General features: G+C 66.5%; 10 protein-coding genes. 7 read left to right on the forward strand and 3 right to left on the reverse strand.

What is annotated here, in order from left to right; genetic code table 11:
• Nucleotides 1–2,163 (reverse strand): outer membrane assembly lipoprotein YfiO, encoded by a 2,163-nt coding sequence (locus ACQKQA_RS03870; RefSeq protein ID WP_427553719.1) that lies wholly within the window; start codon nucleotides 2,161–2,163, stop codon nucleotides 1–3.
• Between the two features lie 242 nt (nucleotides 2,164–2,405).
• On the opposite strand from ACQKQA_RS03870, the gene ACQKQA_RS03875 reads away from it, so the two are divergent.
• The 4 genes from ACQKQA_RS03875 to ACQKQA_RS03890 are packed head-to-tail and all read left to right on the forward strand — an operon-like array spanning nucleotide 2,406 to nucleotide 7,132.
• Nucleotides 2,406–3,188, forward strand: coding sequence for an efflux RND transporter periplasmic adaptor subunit (locus ACQKQA_RS03875; protein WP_427553721.1), 783 nt, complete (start codon nucleotides 2,406–2,408; stop codon nucleotides 3,186–3,188).
• Nucleotides 3,185–4,504 (forward strand): efflux RND transporter periplasmic adaptor subunit, encoded by a 1,320-nt coding sequence (locus ACQKQA_RS03880; protein WP_427553723.1) that lies wholly within the window; start codon nucleotides 3,185–3,187, stop codon nucleotides 4,502–4,504. The genes ACQKQA_RS03875 and ACQKQA_RS03880 overlap by 4 nt, the downstream gene beginning before the upstream one ends.
• Complete coding sequence (locus tag ACQKQA_RS03885; protein ID WP_427553725.1) at nucleotides 4,504–6,600, forward strand: biotin/lipoyl-binding protein; 2,097 nt, start codon at nucleotides 4,504–4,506, stop codon at nucleotides 6,598–6,600. The genes ACQKQA_RS03880 and ACQKQA_RS03885 overlap by 1 nt, the downstream gene beginning before the upstream one ends.
• 28 nt (nucleotides 6,601–6,628) lie before the next feature.
• Nucleotides 6,629–7,132 carry a GNAT family N-acetyltransferase gene (locus ACQKQA_RS03890; protein ID WP_427553727.1) on the forward strand — a complete coding sequence of 168 codons (504 nt, stop codon included), beginning with the start codon at nucleotides 6,629–6,631 and terminating at the stop codon, nucleotides 7,130–7,132.
• A 55-nt stretch (nucleotides 7,133–7,187) separates the two neighbouring features.
• Here the strand turns inward: ACQKQA_RS03890 and ACQKQA_RS03895 are convergent, their stop codons facing one another.
• Nucleotides 7,188–7,499: a DUF6916 family protein gene (locus ACQKQA_RS03895; protein ID WP_427553729.1), complete on the reverse strand. Its 312-nt coding sequence runs from the start codon at nucleotides 7,497–7,499 to the stop codon at nucleotides 7,188–7,190.
• A 54-nt stretch (nucleotides 7,500–7,553) separates the two neighbouring features.
• Entirely contained in the window at nucleotides 7,554–8,141 is a 588-nt protein-coding gene (locus ACQKQA_RS03900; RefSeq protein WP_427553731.1) for a phage tail protein, read from the reverse strand.
• Nucleotides 8,142–8,360: 219 nt separating this feature from the next.
• Here ACQKQA_RS03900 and ACQKQA_RS03905 point away from each other — a divergent pair, with 219 nt between their 5' ends.
• From ACQKQA_RS03905 to ACQKQA_RS03915, 3 genes are all read left to right on the forward strand, one after another.
• Nucleotides 8,361–10,016, forward strand: a complete 1,656-nt coding sequence (locus tag ACQKQA_RS03905; protein WP_427553733.1) for a glycosyltransferase family 39 protein — start codon at nucleotides 8,361–8,363, stop codon at nucleotides 10,014–10,016.
• Between the two features lie 229 nt (nucleotides 10,017–10,245).
• Nucleotides 10,246–11,091, forward strand: a complete 846-nt coding sequence (locus ACQKQA_RS03910; protein ID WP_427553735.1) for a sulfotransferase family protein — start codon at nucleotides 10,246–10,248, stop codon at nucleotides 11,089–11,091.
• A gap of 54 nt (nucleotides 11,092–11,145) precedes the next feature.
• Nucleotides 11,146–17,829 carry an Ig-like domain-containing protein gene (locus ACQKQA_RS03915; protein WP_427553737.1) on the forward strand — a complete coding sequence of 2,228 codons (6,684 nt, stop codon included), beginning with the start codon at nucleotides 11,146–11,148 and terminating at the stop codon, nucleotides 17,827–17,829.

Raw genomic sequence — 17,829 nt, forward strand, 5'->3', positions numbered from 1 at the left:
TTACCAGTAGTACTGCAGCGACTTGCCCCACTGGGTGTCGGCGAGGCTGCCTTTCAGCTGGCGGAACCAGGCCTTGCGCACCGCCGGCTCCACTTCCTCGCCACCACAATTGTTGTTGCCCGACGGTGCATAGCAATTGATCGCGCGGTACAGGGCATAGGCGCGGTCGTTGCGCGGTGCCTTGGTGTTGGCGATCACCTGCTTGTAACCCTCGAGGCGGGAGAACAGTTGGCCCTTGAAGGCCGGCTCCGTGCCGCCCAGGGACTGCTTGTCGGGCTGATTGTCCAGGGGCATGCCGTCCAGGCCGTTGCGTCGGATGAATTCGCCGAAGCAGTTCAGGCCTTGCGGGTGTTTTCCATCCTTTTCCAGCGTCGCCGCGGTTTCCACGATGCTCGGGCAGACGTAGCCGGAGTCGGCATTGGCGCCGTTCCATTGGAACAGCTGGAGCGACAGGCCGTTGCTGTAGACATAGCCCAGGCTGTAGCCGAGCTTGTCTTCCGACACGCTGGCGGGCAGTTGCTTGAGGTCGTTGGCGAAGGCGGCGTATTGGCTGCGCATCAGGTCCTTGTAGAGCAGCACGAATTGCGCGGTATTGCGCTCCAGCGGGTCGGCGGCCTGGCCGATCTGTTGGCGCAGCAGCTCGGCGCCCGCCACATGGCGCAGCAGGATGAAGCGTACCTGTGGGGTTTTGATCGGCGAGTCGGCGGCGAACACCTTGGCCAGTTGCCCGTTGCGTTCGTAGTTCATCGCCAGGGCCAGCTCCAGCTGTTCCCGTTGCAGCGGTTGCTTGGCCAGGGGCAGCAGTTGCAGCCACAGGGCCTGTGCGCCAGGGCCATCGTTTTTCGCTTCCAGGGCCAGGCCGCGCAGGGTCTGCTGGCTGAAGGCGAGGTAGTCGAGGCTGGCCGGCAGCTCGGCGGGCAGCAGTTTCAGCGCGGCATCCGGGTTGTGCTCGACGTAGAAGGCGAAGGCGGCCTGCAGGTAGTCGTACAGCGCCGGTTGCGCGGCGAATGCCGCTTTTTGCTGCAGCAAGGCCTCGCGGGTCAACAGAGGCTCGGGTTGCCCACGCATCCACATCAGGTCGTTGACCGCCAGCAGCAGGGGTGTGCCGAGCGGACTGCGGTTGACCATCAGCAGTTTGTTGTCGACTTCTTCCACCAGCTCGTCCAGCGACAGGTTGCGCTGGTCGTCCTTGGCCTGGGTCATCTGCCAGGCGTAGTCGGCGGCCAGCTTGTCGGCGTTGCCCGCCAGCCAGTGCACCCGGCGCAGCAGGCCCTTGGCCGAAGCGGCGTAGGCACCCTGTGGATAAGTTTGCAGGTAGGCGTCGAAGCCGGTTTCGGCCTGTTGCAGCAGCGACTTATCCACATGCTCGAGTTCGGGCATGCCGTATTCGTCGAAGGCATTCTGCTGCGCATTGTTGAGGGCGCTGCGGGCATTCATGTACAGCGCGGTTTCTTTGAGCCAGGCGTTCGGGCTGTCCTTGAGGCGGGTGAACCCGGTGTCGGCCTCGCTGAAGCGGCCGCTGTAGAAGTCGCCGGCGGCCTGTAGATAAGTGGCGAAACCCTTGCCCAGCGGGCTCTGCACAGTGGCGGGCAGCAGGCTGCTCAGTTGCGTGCTGTCCCAGTCGCAGGCGGCGAGCAGGTTGACCCGGCTTTGCGCCAGGGCCTGGCGTTCGCCATCCGGCAGGTCGGCGGCGATCAGCTGGTCGATGAACGCCTGGGCGCTGGCGTCAGAGTTGCTGCGGCAACGGCTGCCTTCGCCGGACAGAAAGGCATCGCCAGCCGCTTTCGGCGTTTCGCGTACCACCTGCAAGGACTCCAGGCGACCATTGAGGTCAGTGTCATCCGTGGCCTGCGTCGGCTCGTCGCTGGACGGCGGTGCCAGGTGCCACACCGGAAACGGCACCGGCCCGTAACCTTCGGCCTGGTCGTCGGCGTTCAGTACTTTCGGCACCACGGACAGGGCGCCGCTGTCGGCCAGCAACAGGCGCAGGTTCACCCGGCTGTCGTTGCCCGGGTTGAGAAACGGCAGGCTGCTGCAGGTGTCGAGGTTGTCCTTGACCAGGGTCCAGTTGGGGTAACAGGAATCGTCGGAGCTGGCCTGGGCCTGGTTGCTGAGAAGGGCGCCGAGCGCCAGTGTCAAAGACGACAAAAGACCGATACGCATGAATTGTCCTTAATCCGAAACCGCGGGAGCCGGTGGCCCGAGTGTGGTGCGAATCATACAGAAGCTGCTCGACGCCATCTAAAATACCCACACGACCCCGATGCAGGCCGTGCAGGACAAGGCATCCAGGCTGCCAGGCGGAGCGCTGGGCGTCTAATCGGGATCGATAAAGATAGTGGCCATTTGCTTGACGCTTGCGCTTGCTGTCTTAGACTCCGCCCATCCGTCAGGGAGTAACGGTTATGCGGCGTTTTCATGGATTGGCATTCGGATTGACCTGCCTGGCCGCTGTGGCCCAGGCGCAAACACCTGCACCAGACGATCCACTGCTCAATGACAGCAGCGCCGGGGCCGCCGCGGCGACCGGCAGCGAAGCGCGCGGCGTGCTGCGGGCCAAGGACCAGGCGGTATTGGCCGGCGAGCTGTCCGGGCGCATCGTCGAGCTGCCTTTCAGTGAGGGCGAGTCGTTCAAGAAGGGCGACGTTCTGGCCCGTTTCGATTGCTCGGCCTATCAGGCCCAGCTCAATGCCGCCCAGGCCGCCAGCCGTGGCGCCAGTGAAGAGCTGGCGCACAACCGGCAACTGGCGGCGCTCAATTCCGTCGGCCGCTTCGAAGTGGCGCGGGCCACGGCCAAGGTCTCCGAGACCCAGGCGCAATCCCAGGTCTATCAGGTGCAGGTCAAGCGTTGCAGTGTGATCGCACCATTCGACGGCCAGGTGGTGGCACGCAAGGTCCAGCGCTACGAAAGCGTGACCGCCGGTTCGCCGCTCCTGGAAATCGTCGACAACCGTTCCCTGGAGATCCACCTGCTGGTGCCGTCGAGCTGGATGGGCCGGCTCAAGGCCGGGCAGACCTTCAGCTTCGTCCCGGACGAGACCGGCCAGCCGCTGACCGCCACGGTCAAGCGCCTGGGCGCGCGGATCGACGAGGGCAGCCAGACCTTGCTGCTGGTGGCGGCGGTGCCGAATGCCGACGGCCTGTTGTCGGGCATGAGCGGCACGGCGCGGTTCGCGGAGCTCAAATGAACGCACCGGCAGCGGGTGCCGCCGAGCAGGTCTTCGCCCGGTTCCTCGACCTGGAGCGCCAGACCCGCGCCGCGCGCACGGTCGAGCAACTGGCCTACAGCCTGGTCAACGACAGCCAGGCGCTGTTCGGCTTTCGCCACGCGGCGTTGGTGATCGCCGGCAAGGTCCGTGCGGTGACCGGCGTCAGCGCGCTCGACCCGAACGCGCCGTTCGTGGCCTTCGTCGAGCAGGCCGTGGCCCAACTGTTCAAGCTTGAGCTGGTACAGCAGGCGCGGGCCATCGCGGCCGAGCAACTGAGCGCCGCGGTGCGGGCCGACTGGCAGAGCCTGTCGGCGGCCCAGGTGTTCTGGCTGCCGCTGCTCGATCGGCAGGGCGCGGTCTTCGGTGGCCTGTGGCTGGCCCGCGATACCCCGTGGAACCCTTCGGAACAAGTGCTGCTGGCGCAACTGGGCGACACCTACAGCCACGCCTGGCTGGCGCTGCAACCGCGCCAGCCGTGGCGCTTGCGCTGGACTCGCAAGCGCCAGTTGGCGCTGCTGGCGGTGGTGTTGCTGGGGCTGCTGGTCCCGGTGCGGCAATCGGTGCTGGCGCCGGCCGAAGTGGTGCCCCTGGGCGGGCGGGTGGTGGCGGCGCCGCTGGATGGGGTGATCGCCGAGTTCCTGGTCAAGCCCAACCAGACGGTGAAGGCCGGCGACCTGCTGCTGCGATTCGAAAACACCACCCTCAATGCCCAGGCCGATGTCGCCGCCCGGGCGCTGGGCGTGGCCGAGGCGGAACTGAAGGCCAATTCCCAGCGGGCCTTCGCCGATGCCGAGTCCAGCTCGAAGATCGATCTGCTGGCGGCGCGGGTCGAGCAGAAGCGCGCCGAGCGGGATTACGCCCGCGAGCTGCTCAAACGCAGCGAAGTGCGGGCCGAACGCGATGGCATCGCGGTGTTCGCCGACGCCGAGCGCTGGACCGGCAAACCGGTGCAGACCGGCGAGCGGCTGATGGAAATCGCCGACCCCAACCAGGCCGAACTGCGCATCGAACTGGCCGTGGGCGACGCCATCGCCCTGGAGCCCGGGGCGCAGGTGGCGCTGTTTCTCGACAGCGACCCGCTGCAACGCCATCTGGCCAGCCTCGAACGCGCCGCCTACGAGGCGCAGCCCACGCCGAGCGGGCAACTGGCTTACCGCCTCGACGCGCGTTTTCGCGACGCGCCGCCGCGCATCGGCCTGCGCGGCACGGCGAAGGTCTTTGGTGAACGCGCGCCGCTGGCGCTGTACCTGCTGCGGCGGCCCCTGGCCGGCCTGCGGCAGAGCGTGGGCCTGTAATGAACCTGCCGGGCCTGCGCGCGGACCTGCAACTGTCGCCGGCGGCGCCGGCGCTGGACGGTTCGCCGCGCTGGACCCTGGCCGACCCGGTGCGCGGCCGCTACTTCAAGCTCGGCGCGGCGGCGATGCGCCTGCTCAGGCACTGGTCCCTGGGGGACGCCGAGCAGGTGCTGCGCGCCGCCAACCGGGAGCCGGGGCTGCCCCTGGGCGGCGTGGAGCTGGACGAGTTGCTGGTATTTTTGCGCAGCCACGACCTGATCACCGCCCTCGACCCGCAGCAGCGCGCCAGCTATGCCCTCAAGGCCGCCGCGCAGCACCAGAGCCTCTGGCAGATCCTGCTGCACCAGTACCTGTTTTTCCGCATCCCGCTGTGGCGCCCGGACGCCTTTCTCAACCGCGCCTGGCCGTGGCTGGCCCGGGTTGGCCCGGGGCTGCTGCGTTACGGCCTGCCGCTGACCCTGGGCTTGGGCGTGTTCCTGGTATCGCGGGACTGGCAACGCTTTCTGGCGACCTTTCCCCACCTGTTCAGCCTCGGCGGCGCCCTGGCGTTCGGCGTGGCACTGTTCTTCGCCAAGCTGTGCCATGAGTTCGGCCATGCCTTCATGGCCAAGCGCGCCGGCTGCCGGGTGCAGAGCATGGGAGTGGCGTTCATGGTGCTGCTGCCGATGTTCTACACCGACGTCAGCGATGCCTGGCGGGTCAACGACCGCCGCGCGCGCTTGCTGATCGGTGCCGGCGGGGTACTGGCCGAACTGCTGCTGGCGTGCATCGCCCTGCTGGCCTGGTCGCTGCTGCCGGACGGGCCGGCGCGCACGGCGGCGTTCATGCTGGCCAGCGCCACCTGGCTCACCACCCTGGCGGTCAACCTGAACCCGTTCATGCGCTTTGACGGCTATTTTCTGCTCAGCGATTTCTGGGAGGTGGACAACCTCCAGGGCCGGGCCTTCGCCCTGTGTCGCTGGCGCCTGCGCGAGGCGCTGTTCGGCTACCGGCAGCCGGCGCCGGAACCCTGGTCGCCAGCCATGCGGCGGCGCCTGTTGTGGTGGGGGTATGGTTCCTGGCTGTGGCGCGCGGTGTTGTTTTTCGGGATCGCGCTGGCGGTGTACCACCTGTTTTTCAAACTGCTGGGTATCTTCCTGATGCTGGTGGAGCTGGCGTGGTTCATCTTCCTGCCTATCGTGCGCGAGTGGCGCGAATGGTGGACGCGCCGCGAGCAGGCGCATACGCCGCGGGTGTTGCTCAGCGGTCTGGGACTGTTGGCGGCACTGCTGTTGGTGGCGGTGCCCTGGCGCAGCGCGGTGGAACTACCGGTGATGCTCGAGGCCGGACGCGCCAGTGCCTTGCATGCGCCGGTGGCGGCCCGGGTCAGGCTGGTCAATGTCAGCGACGGCCAGGCGGTGGACAAGGGCCAGGTGCTGATCGAGCTGGAGTCCCCGGACCTGGCTTCGCGCCAAGCCATCGTCCGGCGGGAAATCGAGATTCAGCAGTTGCAGATGCGCCGTCGGGCCAGCCGCAGCGAAACCGCGGCCGACGCCGGGATTGTCGAGCAGCAGTTGGCCGAGGCGGTGGCCGAGTTCCGCGGTCTGTCGGCGCAACGCGAGCGCCTGCTGCTGCGGGCTCCCGAGGCTGGCCAACTGCGCGACCTGCTGCCGCAACTGGAGGTGGGCCGCTGGATATCGCCCAAGGACCCCCTGGCCCGGGTGGTCGAGCCGGGCGCGCGCTTGCGCGGTTTTCTCGCCGAGGCCGATTTGTGGCGCGTCGCGCCGGGCGCCACGGGGCGCTTCATCGCCGACGACCCGATGCACCCGGCGCTCGAGGTGCAGTTGACCGAAGTCGATACCAACGGCGTGGCCTATATCGATCAGGAGGCGCTGACCTCCGATCACCATGGGCCGATTGCCGTGCGCCGCGATGAGAACCACCGCGCCGAGCCGGTGCAGGCGCAATACGGCGCCCGGCTCAAGGTGCTCGACGACAGTGCCACCCCCGCCCAGCCGCTACGTGGCGTGGTGGTGTTGCAGGGGCGGGGCGAGTCGTTGCTGGGCACGGCCTGGCGGCGCCTGGCGGCGCTGGGGGTGAGGGAAAGCGGGTTCTGAGAACAGGGATTTTTCAGGGAGAGCGCCAATGCTGCAGAACGATTCAGCCATGTCCGACGGCCTGGTGGTACGCCCGTCGCGGCCCACCGACGGGCCATTCCTGCAAAGCCTCTACCGCTCGGCGCGCAGCGATCTGCAATGGATCGACGGCGAGCAGGAGCAGGTCGAGCAAGTGATCGCCCAGCAGTTCCAGATCCAGGAGCGCGGGGCGGGGGAGAACTTCCCCGACGCCATGCACTACGTGATCGAGAAACTCGGCAGCGCCATCGGCGCCTTGACCACCGATTTCGGCCCTAATGAAATCCGCGTGTTGTACCTGGCGTTCATTCCCGCCGCCCGCGGCCGCGGCTATGGGCGCACCGTGCTGCGGGGCGTGCAGAAAGCCGCCGAACAGGTGCGCTGCCCGGTGGCGACGGTGGTCTGGGCCAGCAACCCCCATGCGCGCCGGCATTACCTGGCGCTGGGGTTTCAGGTCGAGGAAGCCAACCCGGCGGCCGAGCGGCTGGTGTGGTACCCAGGCCAGCGCACGTAAGCGGGGTCGTTCGGCAAGGGGCTGTGCCTGCGGTGTTGTCGCAGGCACCCTCGTATCAGTTGAAGGCGATAAAGAAATAACCCAGCGTCGGATCGCGGCCCAGGGCGGGCACCCGTGACACGAACATGTCCTGCAGACGGCCGAACCCGGGTAGTTCCAGGTCGCACAGGCCGTCGACGAACTCGGTCGGCTCCAGGCTGTTCAGCTCGACACTGAAGGGCATGCGCGGGCTGTTCGGCATACGGGCCTGGGGGGTGTCCTTGATGGATTCGACATGGACCGGCAAGACGCTGCCGTCCGCTAGCAGCAGGTTGCAGGTTTGCCCCAGCAAAGGCTGGAAATGCTCGCTTTGCAGCAAATGCAGCATGGCGTGACTCCTGGCCGGAAAAAGGGCCGGGGGCACTTGCCCCCGGCACGAACGTCAATTGCGCGATGGGAACAGGCCGTTCAGGGCCACGCTGAAGTTGATCACCAGGAACGGGTTCATCACCGCCATCGGCAAGCCGTTACCGGTGGGCGAGATGGTGCCGGTGATCGTGGTGTTGACGCCCTTGAGGGGCACCGGCGTGGTGCCCTGGCTGTCGGAATAGATGGTCGCGGTGCCCGGCCCGCCGCCGGAGGTACCGAGGAAGGAGTTGGCGGCCGTCGGCGTGCTGAGCGGGTTGCTGGCGGGGTTGGCCAACTGCAGCGTGGTGGCGGCGTTGAGACCGGCCATGGTGTGGGTGTGGGTCGGCAGGTTGTTGAGGGTGGCCGTGATGCTTTCGGTACCGGACACCTCGCCGATCACCCGCGGCGTCAGGCCGAGCCCGTTACCTTGGCCGATCGGCAGCCGCCCTTGCAGGTTCGGCAGCTGGAAGTTGCTGGTGCCGTTGCCGCCGTAGTAGGTCCCCAGCAAGGAGAACAGCGCCTGGTACTGCGAGATGCCCAGGGTCTGGCCATAACAGGAGGCCCAGCCGCTAGGCGGGAAATTAAAGGAAAAAGCTTGAATGGTGCCCATGAACACTTCCATAGTTTTTTATCCTTCAGGTTGATCAGCGGTACTCCCTGAGCCGGTCCTGGCGTCTGGCCTGAGAGCTTGGCCCCTGGGGGCCCGACTTCAGGCTGGCTCGTTGACAGCAAGGGTTAGCGTAGACGCTCTTCCGCCAGTCGCCTGGGGTGATGGGTGCTTTGTAGATGGCCGGACAAACAGCGATGCTGTGGTGGTGAAACGTGGGCGCAGGGGGGAGTCATGGAGTTTCGTAGAGAACCGCAATTGCTTCGCACGGCCCGGCCGCCCATGGCCGAGCGGCTGGCGAGGGAGGGGCGGCGCCTGCTCGATGTGTTCCGTACCTACTGCCTGCTGCCGATCCTGCTGGTGGCGGCGGCCACGCGCTTCTATGACCTGACCGCGGCCGCCATCTGGGGCGACGAAGGCTCCAGCCTGCTGTTGAGCCGCTATGCCTTGAGCGATATCTGGGTGCATGCCGCCCATGATGTGCATCCGCCGCTGTATTTCATGCTCCTGCACGGCTGGATCGAGGCCTTTGGCGACGGCATTCTGGCCATCCGCAGTTTCAGCGCCTTGCCGGGGATCGTCTGTGTCGGGTTGGGGGTGTGGCTGGTGGCCCAGGTCGCCAACCGCCGCGCGGCGATCCTGGCCGGCTACCTGCTGGCCCTGCTGCCCACCGCCGTGCGTTACAGCCAGGAAGTGCGCATGTATGCGCTGCTGGGGGTGTGGCTGCTCGGCGCCACCATTGCCCTGGTGTATTGGGTCAGGCAACCGCAGCGCCAGCGCTACCTGGTGTATTACGCACTGCTGATGGGGGTGGCGTTCTACACCCACTATTTCACCGCGCTCTGTGTGCTGGCCCACTGGCTGTACCTGTTGCTGCTGCGCCAGCAAGCCACACCGCAGAGCCGGCTGATCGAGCGCCCGGGCTGGTGGCTGGCCAACGTGGCCATCGTCCTGCTGTTCGCCCCCTGGCTGCCGGGGCTGGTGGACCTGGTCCAGCATGTCGACCAGTTGAAGGCCAATGGCGACGTCGGCTGGGAGCCGGCGGTGGACCTGGTCTCATTGCCTTCGATGATCTGGCAATTGCTGACCCAGGACGACGGCGAAGCCCGCTCCTGGCTGGTGTTCGCCGGCCTGCCGCTGTTGGTGCTGGGCGTGGTCGCCCTGGTCGCCTGGCGCGACCGCTCGCCCTGGCGCCTGCACTGGCTGCTGGTGATCTACAGCACGCTGCCGCTGTTGCTGGTGTTCGCGGTGTCGTTCGTTTCGCCAGTGTTCATCGAGCGTTACCTGACGGCCTATGCCCTGGGCCTGCCGCTGATTTTCGCGATCGCGATCGATCGGCTGCTGGCCGATGCCCGGGTCAGGGGTCGTGGCCTGGGGCTGGCCATCCTGCTGCTGTTCGGTGGGGCCGAGGCCGTCGGTCTGAACAACAACGCCACCGTGGACGTCAACGACCAGATCAGCGTGACGGTCGACTACGTGAACCAGCGTTATGTGGCCGGCGACCGGATCGTCACCAGCGACCTGCTGTGGTACCTGAGCTACGTCTACTACAACCGCACCGATGCCCAGCCGCTGCTCTACACCCCGCCCACGTCGGCGGGCGTCTCGACCCGGCCGAATGCCTATGGGTTCGGCACCCTGGTCGAGGAGCAGGCCGATACCCTGTACGTCGATCGTTTGTCGGCGCTGCCGGTGGGCACTGGCCGCGTGTGGCTGATCAGCACGGCCGACCAGCCCGACGAGTTCGCCCCGTTGCCGGCCCATTGGCGGCAAAGCGCCGAATTCACCGCGGGTAACGTCAAGGCGCGGCTGCTGCTGATGTGCGGCGAGCCCCGCGCGGACGCGCGGTTGGCAGCCGCGTGCGCCCAGGCTGCAAAGCCTGCCGGATAGGGTCTTTGGGAGGGGCGCCCGGAGAAACGTGCTGCTGCAGCCTGGACTTGTGATGAACGGGCGATTCGGGGCGGTTGCCGGCCTAATCGATTCACTTTCAGTCGTAGAGCGGTTGCTGTTTTAAAAGCACATATTTTTTGTGGTTTTGCTTCTAATTGATATCAAAACACCACTAGCAGCTTTCTGACATTGAGCTAGGATTTGTCCTACAAATGGACTTGTAGTTAGGGTGAAGGAATTGCCGCAGTTCCACTTTATCTCCGGTTTGCCGCGCTCAGGGTCTACCCTGCTGTCGGCCATCCTGCTGCAGAACCCGCGCTTTCACGCCGGCATGACCAGTCCGGTCGGTGCGCTGTTCAATGGCGTCCTCGAACAATGCAGTGCTGGCAGCGAATTCGGTGCGGTCATCGACATCGACATGCGCCGTCGCTTGCTGCGCGGGCTGTTCGATTCCTATTACGCCGACCAGGCCGACAAACCCGTCATCTTCGACACCAACCGCCAGTGGTGCGCGCGCCAGCCGGCCCTGAAGGACCTGTTTCCCAAGGCCAAGACCATCGCCTGCGTGCGCAATGTCGCCTGGATCATGGACAGCCTGGAGCGGCTGTACCGGGCCAACCCCTTCGAAAACACCAAGCTGTGGGGCGATGCGGCCGAGCGCAACTCGGTCTACAGCCGCTGCGAAACCCTGGCCCAGCACAACCGGCTGGTGGGGTATGCCTGGACGGCCTTGAAAGAGGCCTACTACGGCGAAAACGCCGATTCACTGCTGATCGTCGACTACGACCTGCTGAGCCAGGCCCCCGAGCGGGTGATGCGCCTGGTCTATGACTTTATCGGCGAGCCCTGGTACGAGCACGACTTCGACGGCCTGGCCTACGACGCCCCCGAATTCGACCAGGCCCTGGGGCTGGCGGGCCTGCACAAGGTCAAGGCCCGGGTGGCGCTGGAGTCGCGGCGCACCATCCTGCCGCCGGACCTGTTCGAGAAGTACGCGGAACTGTCTTTCTGGCGGGATGGAGCCGCCAGCGCCGCCAATGTCATTCGCATGAAATCCGACGCCGCGCTCCGTTGATCGCGGCTTTTTTCTATCTGCACCTTTCAGAACGTTCGAGTCCGGGTGAGCATCATGTGGTGGAGCAACGGTAAGTCGCGGGTTTCCCAGCGGGCCAACGGGCGGGCGAATGCCCTGGCCTCACCGATGATCATGCCTCTGGAGCCGCGCATGCTGTTCGACGGCGCGGTGGCGGCGACCGTGGCCGATGCTGCCCAGCCGGACAGCCACCCCACGGCGGACGTGGCCAAGACGCCGACCGCCGCCGATCAGCCGAGCGTCAGCAAGGACACCCACGGCCAGGCCGATGCGCCCGCGGCGGCAGCCCCGACCGCGGTGCCGGGGCAGACGGTGGTGTTCGTCGACTCGCGGGTCAAGGACGCCGACAGCCTGCTCAAGGGCATCGCGCCCGGCACCCAGGTGGTGCAACTCAACGCCGGCCGGGATGGCTTGCAGCAGATCGCCGACTACCTGGAACAGCACCAGGGCGTCAGCTCGGTGCAGATCATCGCTCACGGCAATGCCGGGGACCTGTGGCTGGGCGACAGCTACCTGTCGGCCGACAACGTACAGGCCCGTGCGGCGGTGCTGGCGGACATCGGCAAGGAGATGAACGCCGGCGGCGATATCCTCATCTACGGCTGCTACACCGCCGAGGGCGAGCGCGGCCTGAGTTTCGTCGAGTCCCTGGCGCAACTGACCGGCCGCGACGTGGCCGCCTCCAACGACCGCACCGGCGTCGGCGGCGACTGGGAGCTGGAGATCGCCACCGGCACCATCGAAAGCGCCAACGTGCTGTCCACCCAGGCCATGCATGACTATCAATGGGGGCTGGCCACCTGGACCGCCACCAACAACGCCAACTCCGGCGTCGGTTCACTGCGGGCGGCGCTGGCGTCGGCGCAGAACGGCGATATCGTCACCTTCAGCAGCGGCATGACGGTGCAATTGACCGCCGAACTGCTGGTCAACAAGAACGTGACCATCGATGGCGACCTGAACAACGACGGGGTGGCGGACGTGACCCTGGACGGTCAGCACAAGACCCGGGTCATCGAAGTGGCCTCGGGCAGCACCGTGACCCTGGATGGCCTGGTGATCACCCGGGGCCTGGTCTCGGGCAACGGTGGCAATGGCGGCTTTGGAGCGGCCGGCGCCATGGCCGGGGGGATTTTCAACGCCGGGACCCTCACCCTCAACAACGTCTCCGTCACCTCCAACGCCGCCTCGGGCGGCGGGGGCGGGGGCGGTGTCACCGGCGCGTTTTATGGCGGCGGCGGCGGCGGTGGCGGCGGCCTGGGTGGCCAGGGCGGCGGCCATGGCGGTACGGCAGGCCCTGGCGTCGGCACCCTGGGCGGCCAGGCCGGCAGCGGCGGTGTGGGCGGCTATGGCGGTGGCTACGACGCCACCCACATGGGCGGTCGCGGCGGCAGCACCACCGGCGGCGCGGGCGGCGTGGGTGTGTCCTACTACAGCAACGGCGGCAACGGCGGCACGGCGACCAACGGCACGATATCCATCGGCGGCGGTGGCGGCGGCGCCGGTTGGGACGCGGTCGGCGGCGCTGGCGGCAACGCGGCCGGCGGTATCTACAACGCCAGCAGCGGCACCATCACCGTCATCGGTACCTCGGCCATCAGCAACAACATCGGCGCGGGCGGCGGTGGCGGCGGCGGTGGCGGCCAAGGCAGCAACGCCAGCAACGGCGGGATCGCCGGCCGGGGCGTCGGCGCGATCTGGAACAAGGGCACTTTGCTGATGACCGCGGCCAACTTCGCCGCCATGAGCGGCAACGCGGCCGGTAGCGGCGCTGGCGGCATCGCCTTGGGCGGTGGTTCGAACGGTGCCACCCAGACCGCCGTGGCGGGGATCTACAACGACGGCGGGATCCTCAACACCGCCTATGCGCCACCGCCCACCGCGACCATAGTGGTGGCGGACAACGCGCTGAAAATCGGCGAGACCTCGCTGGTGACCATCACCTTTTCCGAAGCGGTGACCGGTTTCACCAACGCCGACCTGACCATTGCCAACGGTACCCTGAGCGCGGTGAGCAGCAGCGACGGCGGCATCACCTGGACCGCCACTTTCACGCCGACGGCAGGCATCACCGACAGCACCAACGTGATTACCCTGGACAACACCGGGGTGACCAACGGCCTCGGCACCCCGGGGGTCGGCACCACCAACTCGAACAACTACGCCGTCGACACGGCGCGGCCGACCGCGACCATAGTGGTGGCGGATACCGCGCTGAAAGTTGGCGAAACCTCGCTGGTGACCATCACCTTCAGCGAGGCGGTGACTGGCTTCACCAACGCCGACCTGACCATCGCCAACGGCACCTTGAGCGCGGTGAGCAGCGGCGACGGCGGCATCACCTGGACGGCCACCTTCACCCCGACCGCCAGCATCACCGACAGCACCAACCTCATTACCCTGGATAACACGGGCGTTACGGATACGGCCGGCAACGCCGGCAGCGGCACCACCGACTCCAACAACTACGCCATCGACACCCAGCGTCCGACCGCCACCATCGTGGTCGCCGACACTAGCCTGGTGGCCGGCGAGACCTCGTTGGTGACCATCACCTTCAGCGAGGCGGTGACCGGCTTCACCAACGCCGACCTGACCATCGCCAACGGCACCTTGAGCGCGGTGAGCAGCAGCGACGGCGGCATCACCTGGACCGCGATCTTTACCCCGACCGTCGGTGTCAACGATGCCAGCAACCTGATCAGCCTGAACAACGCCGGGGTGACCGATGCGGCCGGCAACACCGGCACCGGCACCACCAACTCGAACAATTACACCATCGACACCGTGCTGCCGACGGCGACCATAGTGGTCGGCAACAGCAGCCTCGGCATCGGTCAGACCAGCCTGGTCACCATCACCTTCAGCGAGGCGGTGACCGGCTTCACCAACGCCGACCTGACCGTGGCCAACGGCACCCTGAGCGCCGTCAGCAGCAGCGATGGCGGTATCACCTGGACCGCCACCTTCACCCCAACGGCAGGCATCACCGACACCACCAACGTCATCACCCTGGACAACAGCGGCGTGACCAACGCCTCCGGCAACGCCGGCAGTGGCACCACCGACTCCAACAACTACGCCATCGATACCCAGCGGCCGACCGCGACCATAGTGGTGGCGGATACCGCGCTGAAAATCGGCGAGACTTCGCTGGTGACCATTACCTTCTCCGAAGCCGTGACCGGCTTCAGCCTGGCCGACCTGACAGTGGCCAACGGCAGCCTGAGCGCCTTGAGTACCAGCGATGGCATCACCTGGACCGCGACCTTCACCCCGACCGCCAGCATCACCGACAGCACCAACCTGATCACCCTGGACAACACGGGCGTCGCGGATTCGCTCGGCAACGCCGGCAGCGGCATCACCGACTCCAACAACTACGCCATCGACACGGTGCGTCCGACCGCCACCATCGTGGTCGCCGACACGACCCTGGTGGCCGGCGAAACCTCGTTGGTGACCATCACTTTCAGCGAAGCGGTGACCGGCTTCACCAACGCCGACCTGACCATCGCCAACGGCACCTTGAGCGCGGTGAGCAGCAGCGACGGCGGCATTACCTGGACCGCGACCTTGACCCCGACCGTGGGTATCAACGATGCCACCAACCTGATCAGCCTGAACAACGCCGGGGTGAGCGATGCGGCGGGCAACACCGGTACCGGCACCACCAACTCGAACAACTACGCCATCGATACCGTCGTGCCGACGGCGACCATAGTGGTGGCGGACAGCGCCTTGAAGATCGGCGAAACCTCGTTGGTAACCATCACCTTCAGCGAGGCGGTGACGGGCTTTACCAACGCTGACCTGACGGTGGCCAACGGCACCCTGAGCGCGGTCAGCAGCAGCGACGGCGGCATCACCTGGACCGCTACCTTCACCCCGACCGCGGGCATCACCGATACCAGCAACCTGATCACCCTGGACAACACGGGGGTGCAGAACGCCTCCGGCAACGCCGGTAGCGGCACCACCGATTCCAACAACTACGCCATCGACACCCAGCGTCCGACCGCGACCATCGTGGTCGCCGACAGTGCCCTGGGCGTGGGCCAGACCTCGCTGGTGACCATTACCTTCAGCGAAGCGGTGACCGGTTTCACCAACGCCGACCTGACCATCGACAACGGCACCTTGAGTGCGGTCAGCAGTAGCGACGGCGGCATCACCTGGACCGCCACGTTCACCCCGACCGCGGGCATCACTGACACCAGCAACCTCATCACCCTGGACAATACGGGCATTGCGGATGCGGCCGGCAACGCCGGCAGCGGCACCACCGACTCCAACAACTACATCATCGACAGCCAGCGCCCGACCGCCACCATCGTGATGACTGACTCGGCCCTCAAGGCTGGCGAAACCTCGCTGGTGACCATTACCTTCAGCGAGGCGGTGACCGGCTTCACCAACGCTGACCTGACGGTGGAGAACGGCACGCTGAGCGCGATCAGCAGCAGCGATGGCGGCATCACCTGGACCGCCACCTTCACCCCGACCGCGGGCATCACCGACCTCAGCAACCTGATCACCCTGAACAACAGCGGGGTCAGCGACCTGGCGGGCAACGCCGGGATGGGCACCACCGGCTCCGCCAACTACACCGTCGAGACCGTGCGGCCGACGGCCACCGTGGTGGTCGCCGACACGGCCTTGAAGGCCGGTGAAACCAGCCTGGTGACCATCACCTTCAGCGAGGCGGTGAGCGGCTTCACCAACGCCGATCTGACGGTGGCCAACGGCACCCTGAGCGCGGTCAGCAGCAGCGACGGCGGCGTCACCTGGACCGCCACCTTCACCCCGACCACGGGCATCACCGACACCAGCAACCTCATTACCCTGGACAACAGCGGGGTGACCAACGCCTCCGGCAACACGGGTACCGGCACCACCGATTCCAACAACTACACCCTCGACACGACCCGCCCGACAGCCACCATAGTGGTGGTCAACCCGATCCTGGCGATCGGCGAAAGCAGCCTGGTGACCATCACCTTCAGCGAGGCGGTGAGCGGTTTCGACAACGGCGACCTGACGGTGAGCAACGGCACCTTGAGCGCGGTCAGCAGCAGCGACGGCGGTATCACCTGGACGGCCACTTTCACCCCGACCGCCAATATCGCCGACACGACCAACGTCATCACCCTGAACAACAGCGGGGTCAGCGACGCGGCGGGCAACGCCGGCAGCGGCAGCACCGACTCGAACAACTTCATCATCGACACCGGGCGTCCGACGGCCACTATCGTGATCGCCGACACGGCCCTGAAGGCGGGCGAGACCACCACTGTCACCATCACCTTCAGCGAGGCGATCAGCGGTTTCACCAATTCGGACCTGACCGTGGCCAACGGCACCCTGAGTGCGCTGAGCAGCAGCGACGGCGGCATCACCTGGACCGCGATCTTCACCCCGGGCATCAACATCAGCGACAGCAGCAACCAGATCACCCTGAACAATGCGGGGGTGATCGACGCTGTCGGCAACGCCGGCGTGGGCAGCACCGACTCGGCCAACTATGTCATCGACACCGTTCGGCCCACGGCCACCGTCGTGGTCGCCAACCCGATGCTGGCCGTGGGCGATACGTCCCTGGTGACCATCACCTTCAGCAAGGCCGTCAGCGGCTTCGATAACAGCGACCTGACGGTGGCCAACGGCACCTTGAGCGCGGTCAGCAGCAGCGACGGCGGTATCACCTGGACGGCGACCTTCACGCCGAACGCCAATGTCACCGATGCCAGCAACCTGATCACCCTCAACGGTACTGGCGTGACGGACGGCTCGGGCAATACCGGGCTGGGCAGCACGGACTCCAACAATTACCTGATCGACACCCAGCGACCGACCGCGACCATCGTGGTCGCCAACAGCAGCCTCGGCGTCGGCCAGACCAGCCTGGTGACCGTCACCTTCAGCGAGGCGGTGGGCGGTTTCACCAACTCGGACCTGACCGTGGCCAACGGCACCCTGAGCGCGGTGAGCAGCAGCGACGGCGGCCGGACCTGGACCGCGACCCTGACGCCGACGGCCAACATCAGCGATACCAGCAACCAGATCACCCTGAACAACAGCGGGGTGAGCGATGCCTTCGGCAACGCCGGCAGCGGCAGCACCGATTCCAACAATTACGCGATCAATACCGTGCCGGGGGCCGACCCGGTGACCCAACTGCCGGTCGGCGATCCGGAGTTCCGCTCCAGCAATCCGGTGGTCCCGTCACTGCCGCCTTATGTACCGCTGCAGCCTGTGGTGGCCATGCCACCGGATGGCGACCTGGGCTCGCCGCTGACCTTCGCGCCGCTGTTCGAGCAGCGGGTGCTGGGCGACGGCATCCGGCCGTTGGGGGATATTTTCATCAATCGCGGGGCCCTGGCACCGAGCTATATCGCCCAGGTCTTCGGCAGCAGCGACGCCGGTGGCGACGGCAACGGCCATGGCTTCCTGGGCTTCGGTGGCGGCGACGGCGGGGTATTCAGCCAAAGCACGCTGTCGGTGCTGTTCGGCCAGGAAACCGCCGGGGACAAGGGGGCGCTCAAGCCCTTTGGCGACCATTCGCTCAAGACTGTCGATGCTACCCAGGGCGTGCATGGGGTGTTTGGGGCACCCTCGCTGACCCAGCAGCTACAGTTGATGCAAGACACGGAGCAACGGCAGATCCGCGATCTGGCCAAGGCGTTCGAACAGGCCGGCATCAGCGAAATGCCGGCCTGA

Source organism: Pseudomonas sp. NPDC089530, assembly GCF_050280705.1.
GTDB lineage: Bacteria > Pseudomonadota > Gammaproteobacteria > Pseudomonadales > Pseudomonadaceae > Aquipseudomonas.

What these genes read in the sequence shown, in the direction of transcription:
- ACQKQA_RS03870 (WP_427553719.1), bottom strand. Translation starts at nt 2,163, where the DNA reads ATGCGTATCGGTCTTTTGTCGTCTTTGACACTGGCGCTCGGCGCCCTT.
- ACQKQA_RS03875 (WP_427553721.1), top strand. Translation starts at nt 2,406, where the DNA reads ATGCGGCGTTTTCATGGATTGGCATTCGGATTGACCTGCCTGGCCGCT.
- ACQKQA_RS03880 (WP_427553723.1), top strand. Translation starts at nt 3,185, where the DNA reads ATGAACGCACCGGCAGCGGGTGCCGCCGAGCAGGTCTTCGCCCGGTTC.
- ACQKQA_RS03885 (WP_427553725.1), top strand. Translation starts at nt 4,504, where the DNA reads ATGAACCTGCCGGGCCTGCGCGCGGACCTGCAACTGTCGCCGGCGGCG.
- ACQKQA_RS03890 (WP_427553727.1), top strand. Translation starts at nt 6,629, where the DNA reads ATGCTGCAGAACGATTCAGCCATGTCCGACGGCCTGGTGGTACGCCCG.
- ACQKQA_RS03895 (WP_427553729.1), bottom strand. Translation starts at nt 7,499, where the DNA reads ATGCTGCATTTGCTGCAAAGCGAGCATTTCCAGCCTTTGCTGGGGCAA.
- ACQKQA_RS03900 (WP_427553731.1), bottom strand. Translation starts at nt 8,141, where the DNA reads ATGGAAGTGTTCATGGGCACCATTCAAGCTTTTTCCTTTAATTTCCCG.
- ACQKQA_RS03905 (WP_427553733.1), top strand. Translation starts at nt 8,361, where the DNA reads ATGGAGTTTCGTAGAGAACCGCAATTGCTTCGCACGGCCCGGCCGCCC.
- ACQKQA_RS03915 (WP_427553737.1), top strand. Translation starts at nt 11,146, where the DNA reads ATGTGGTGGAGCAACGGTAAGTCGCGGGTTTCCCAGCGGGCCAACGGG.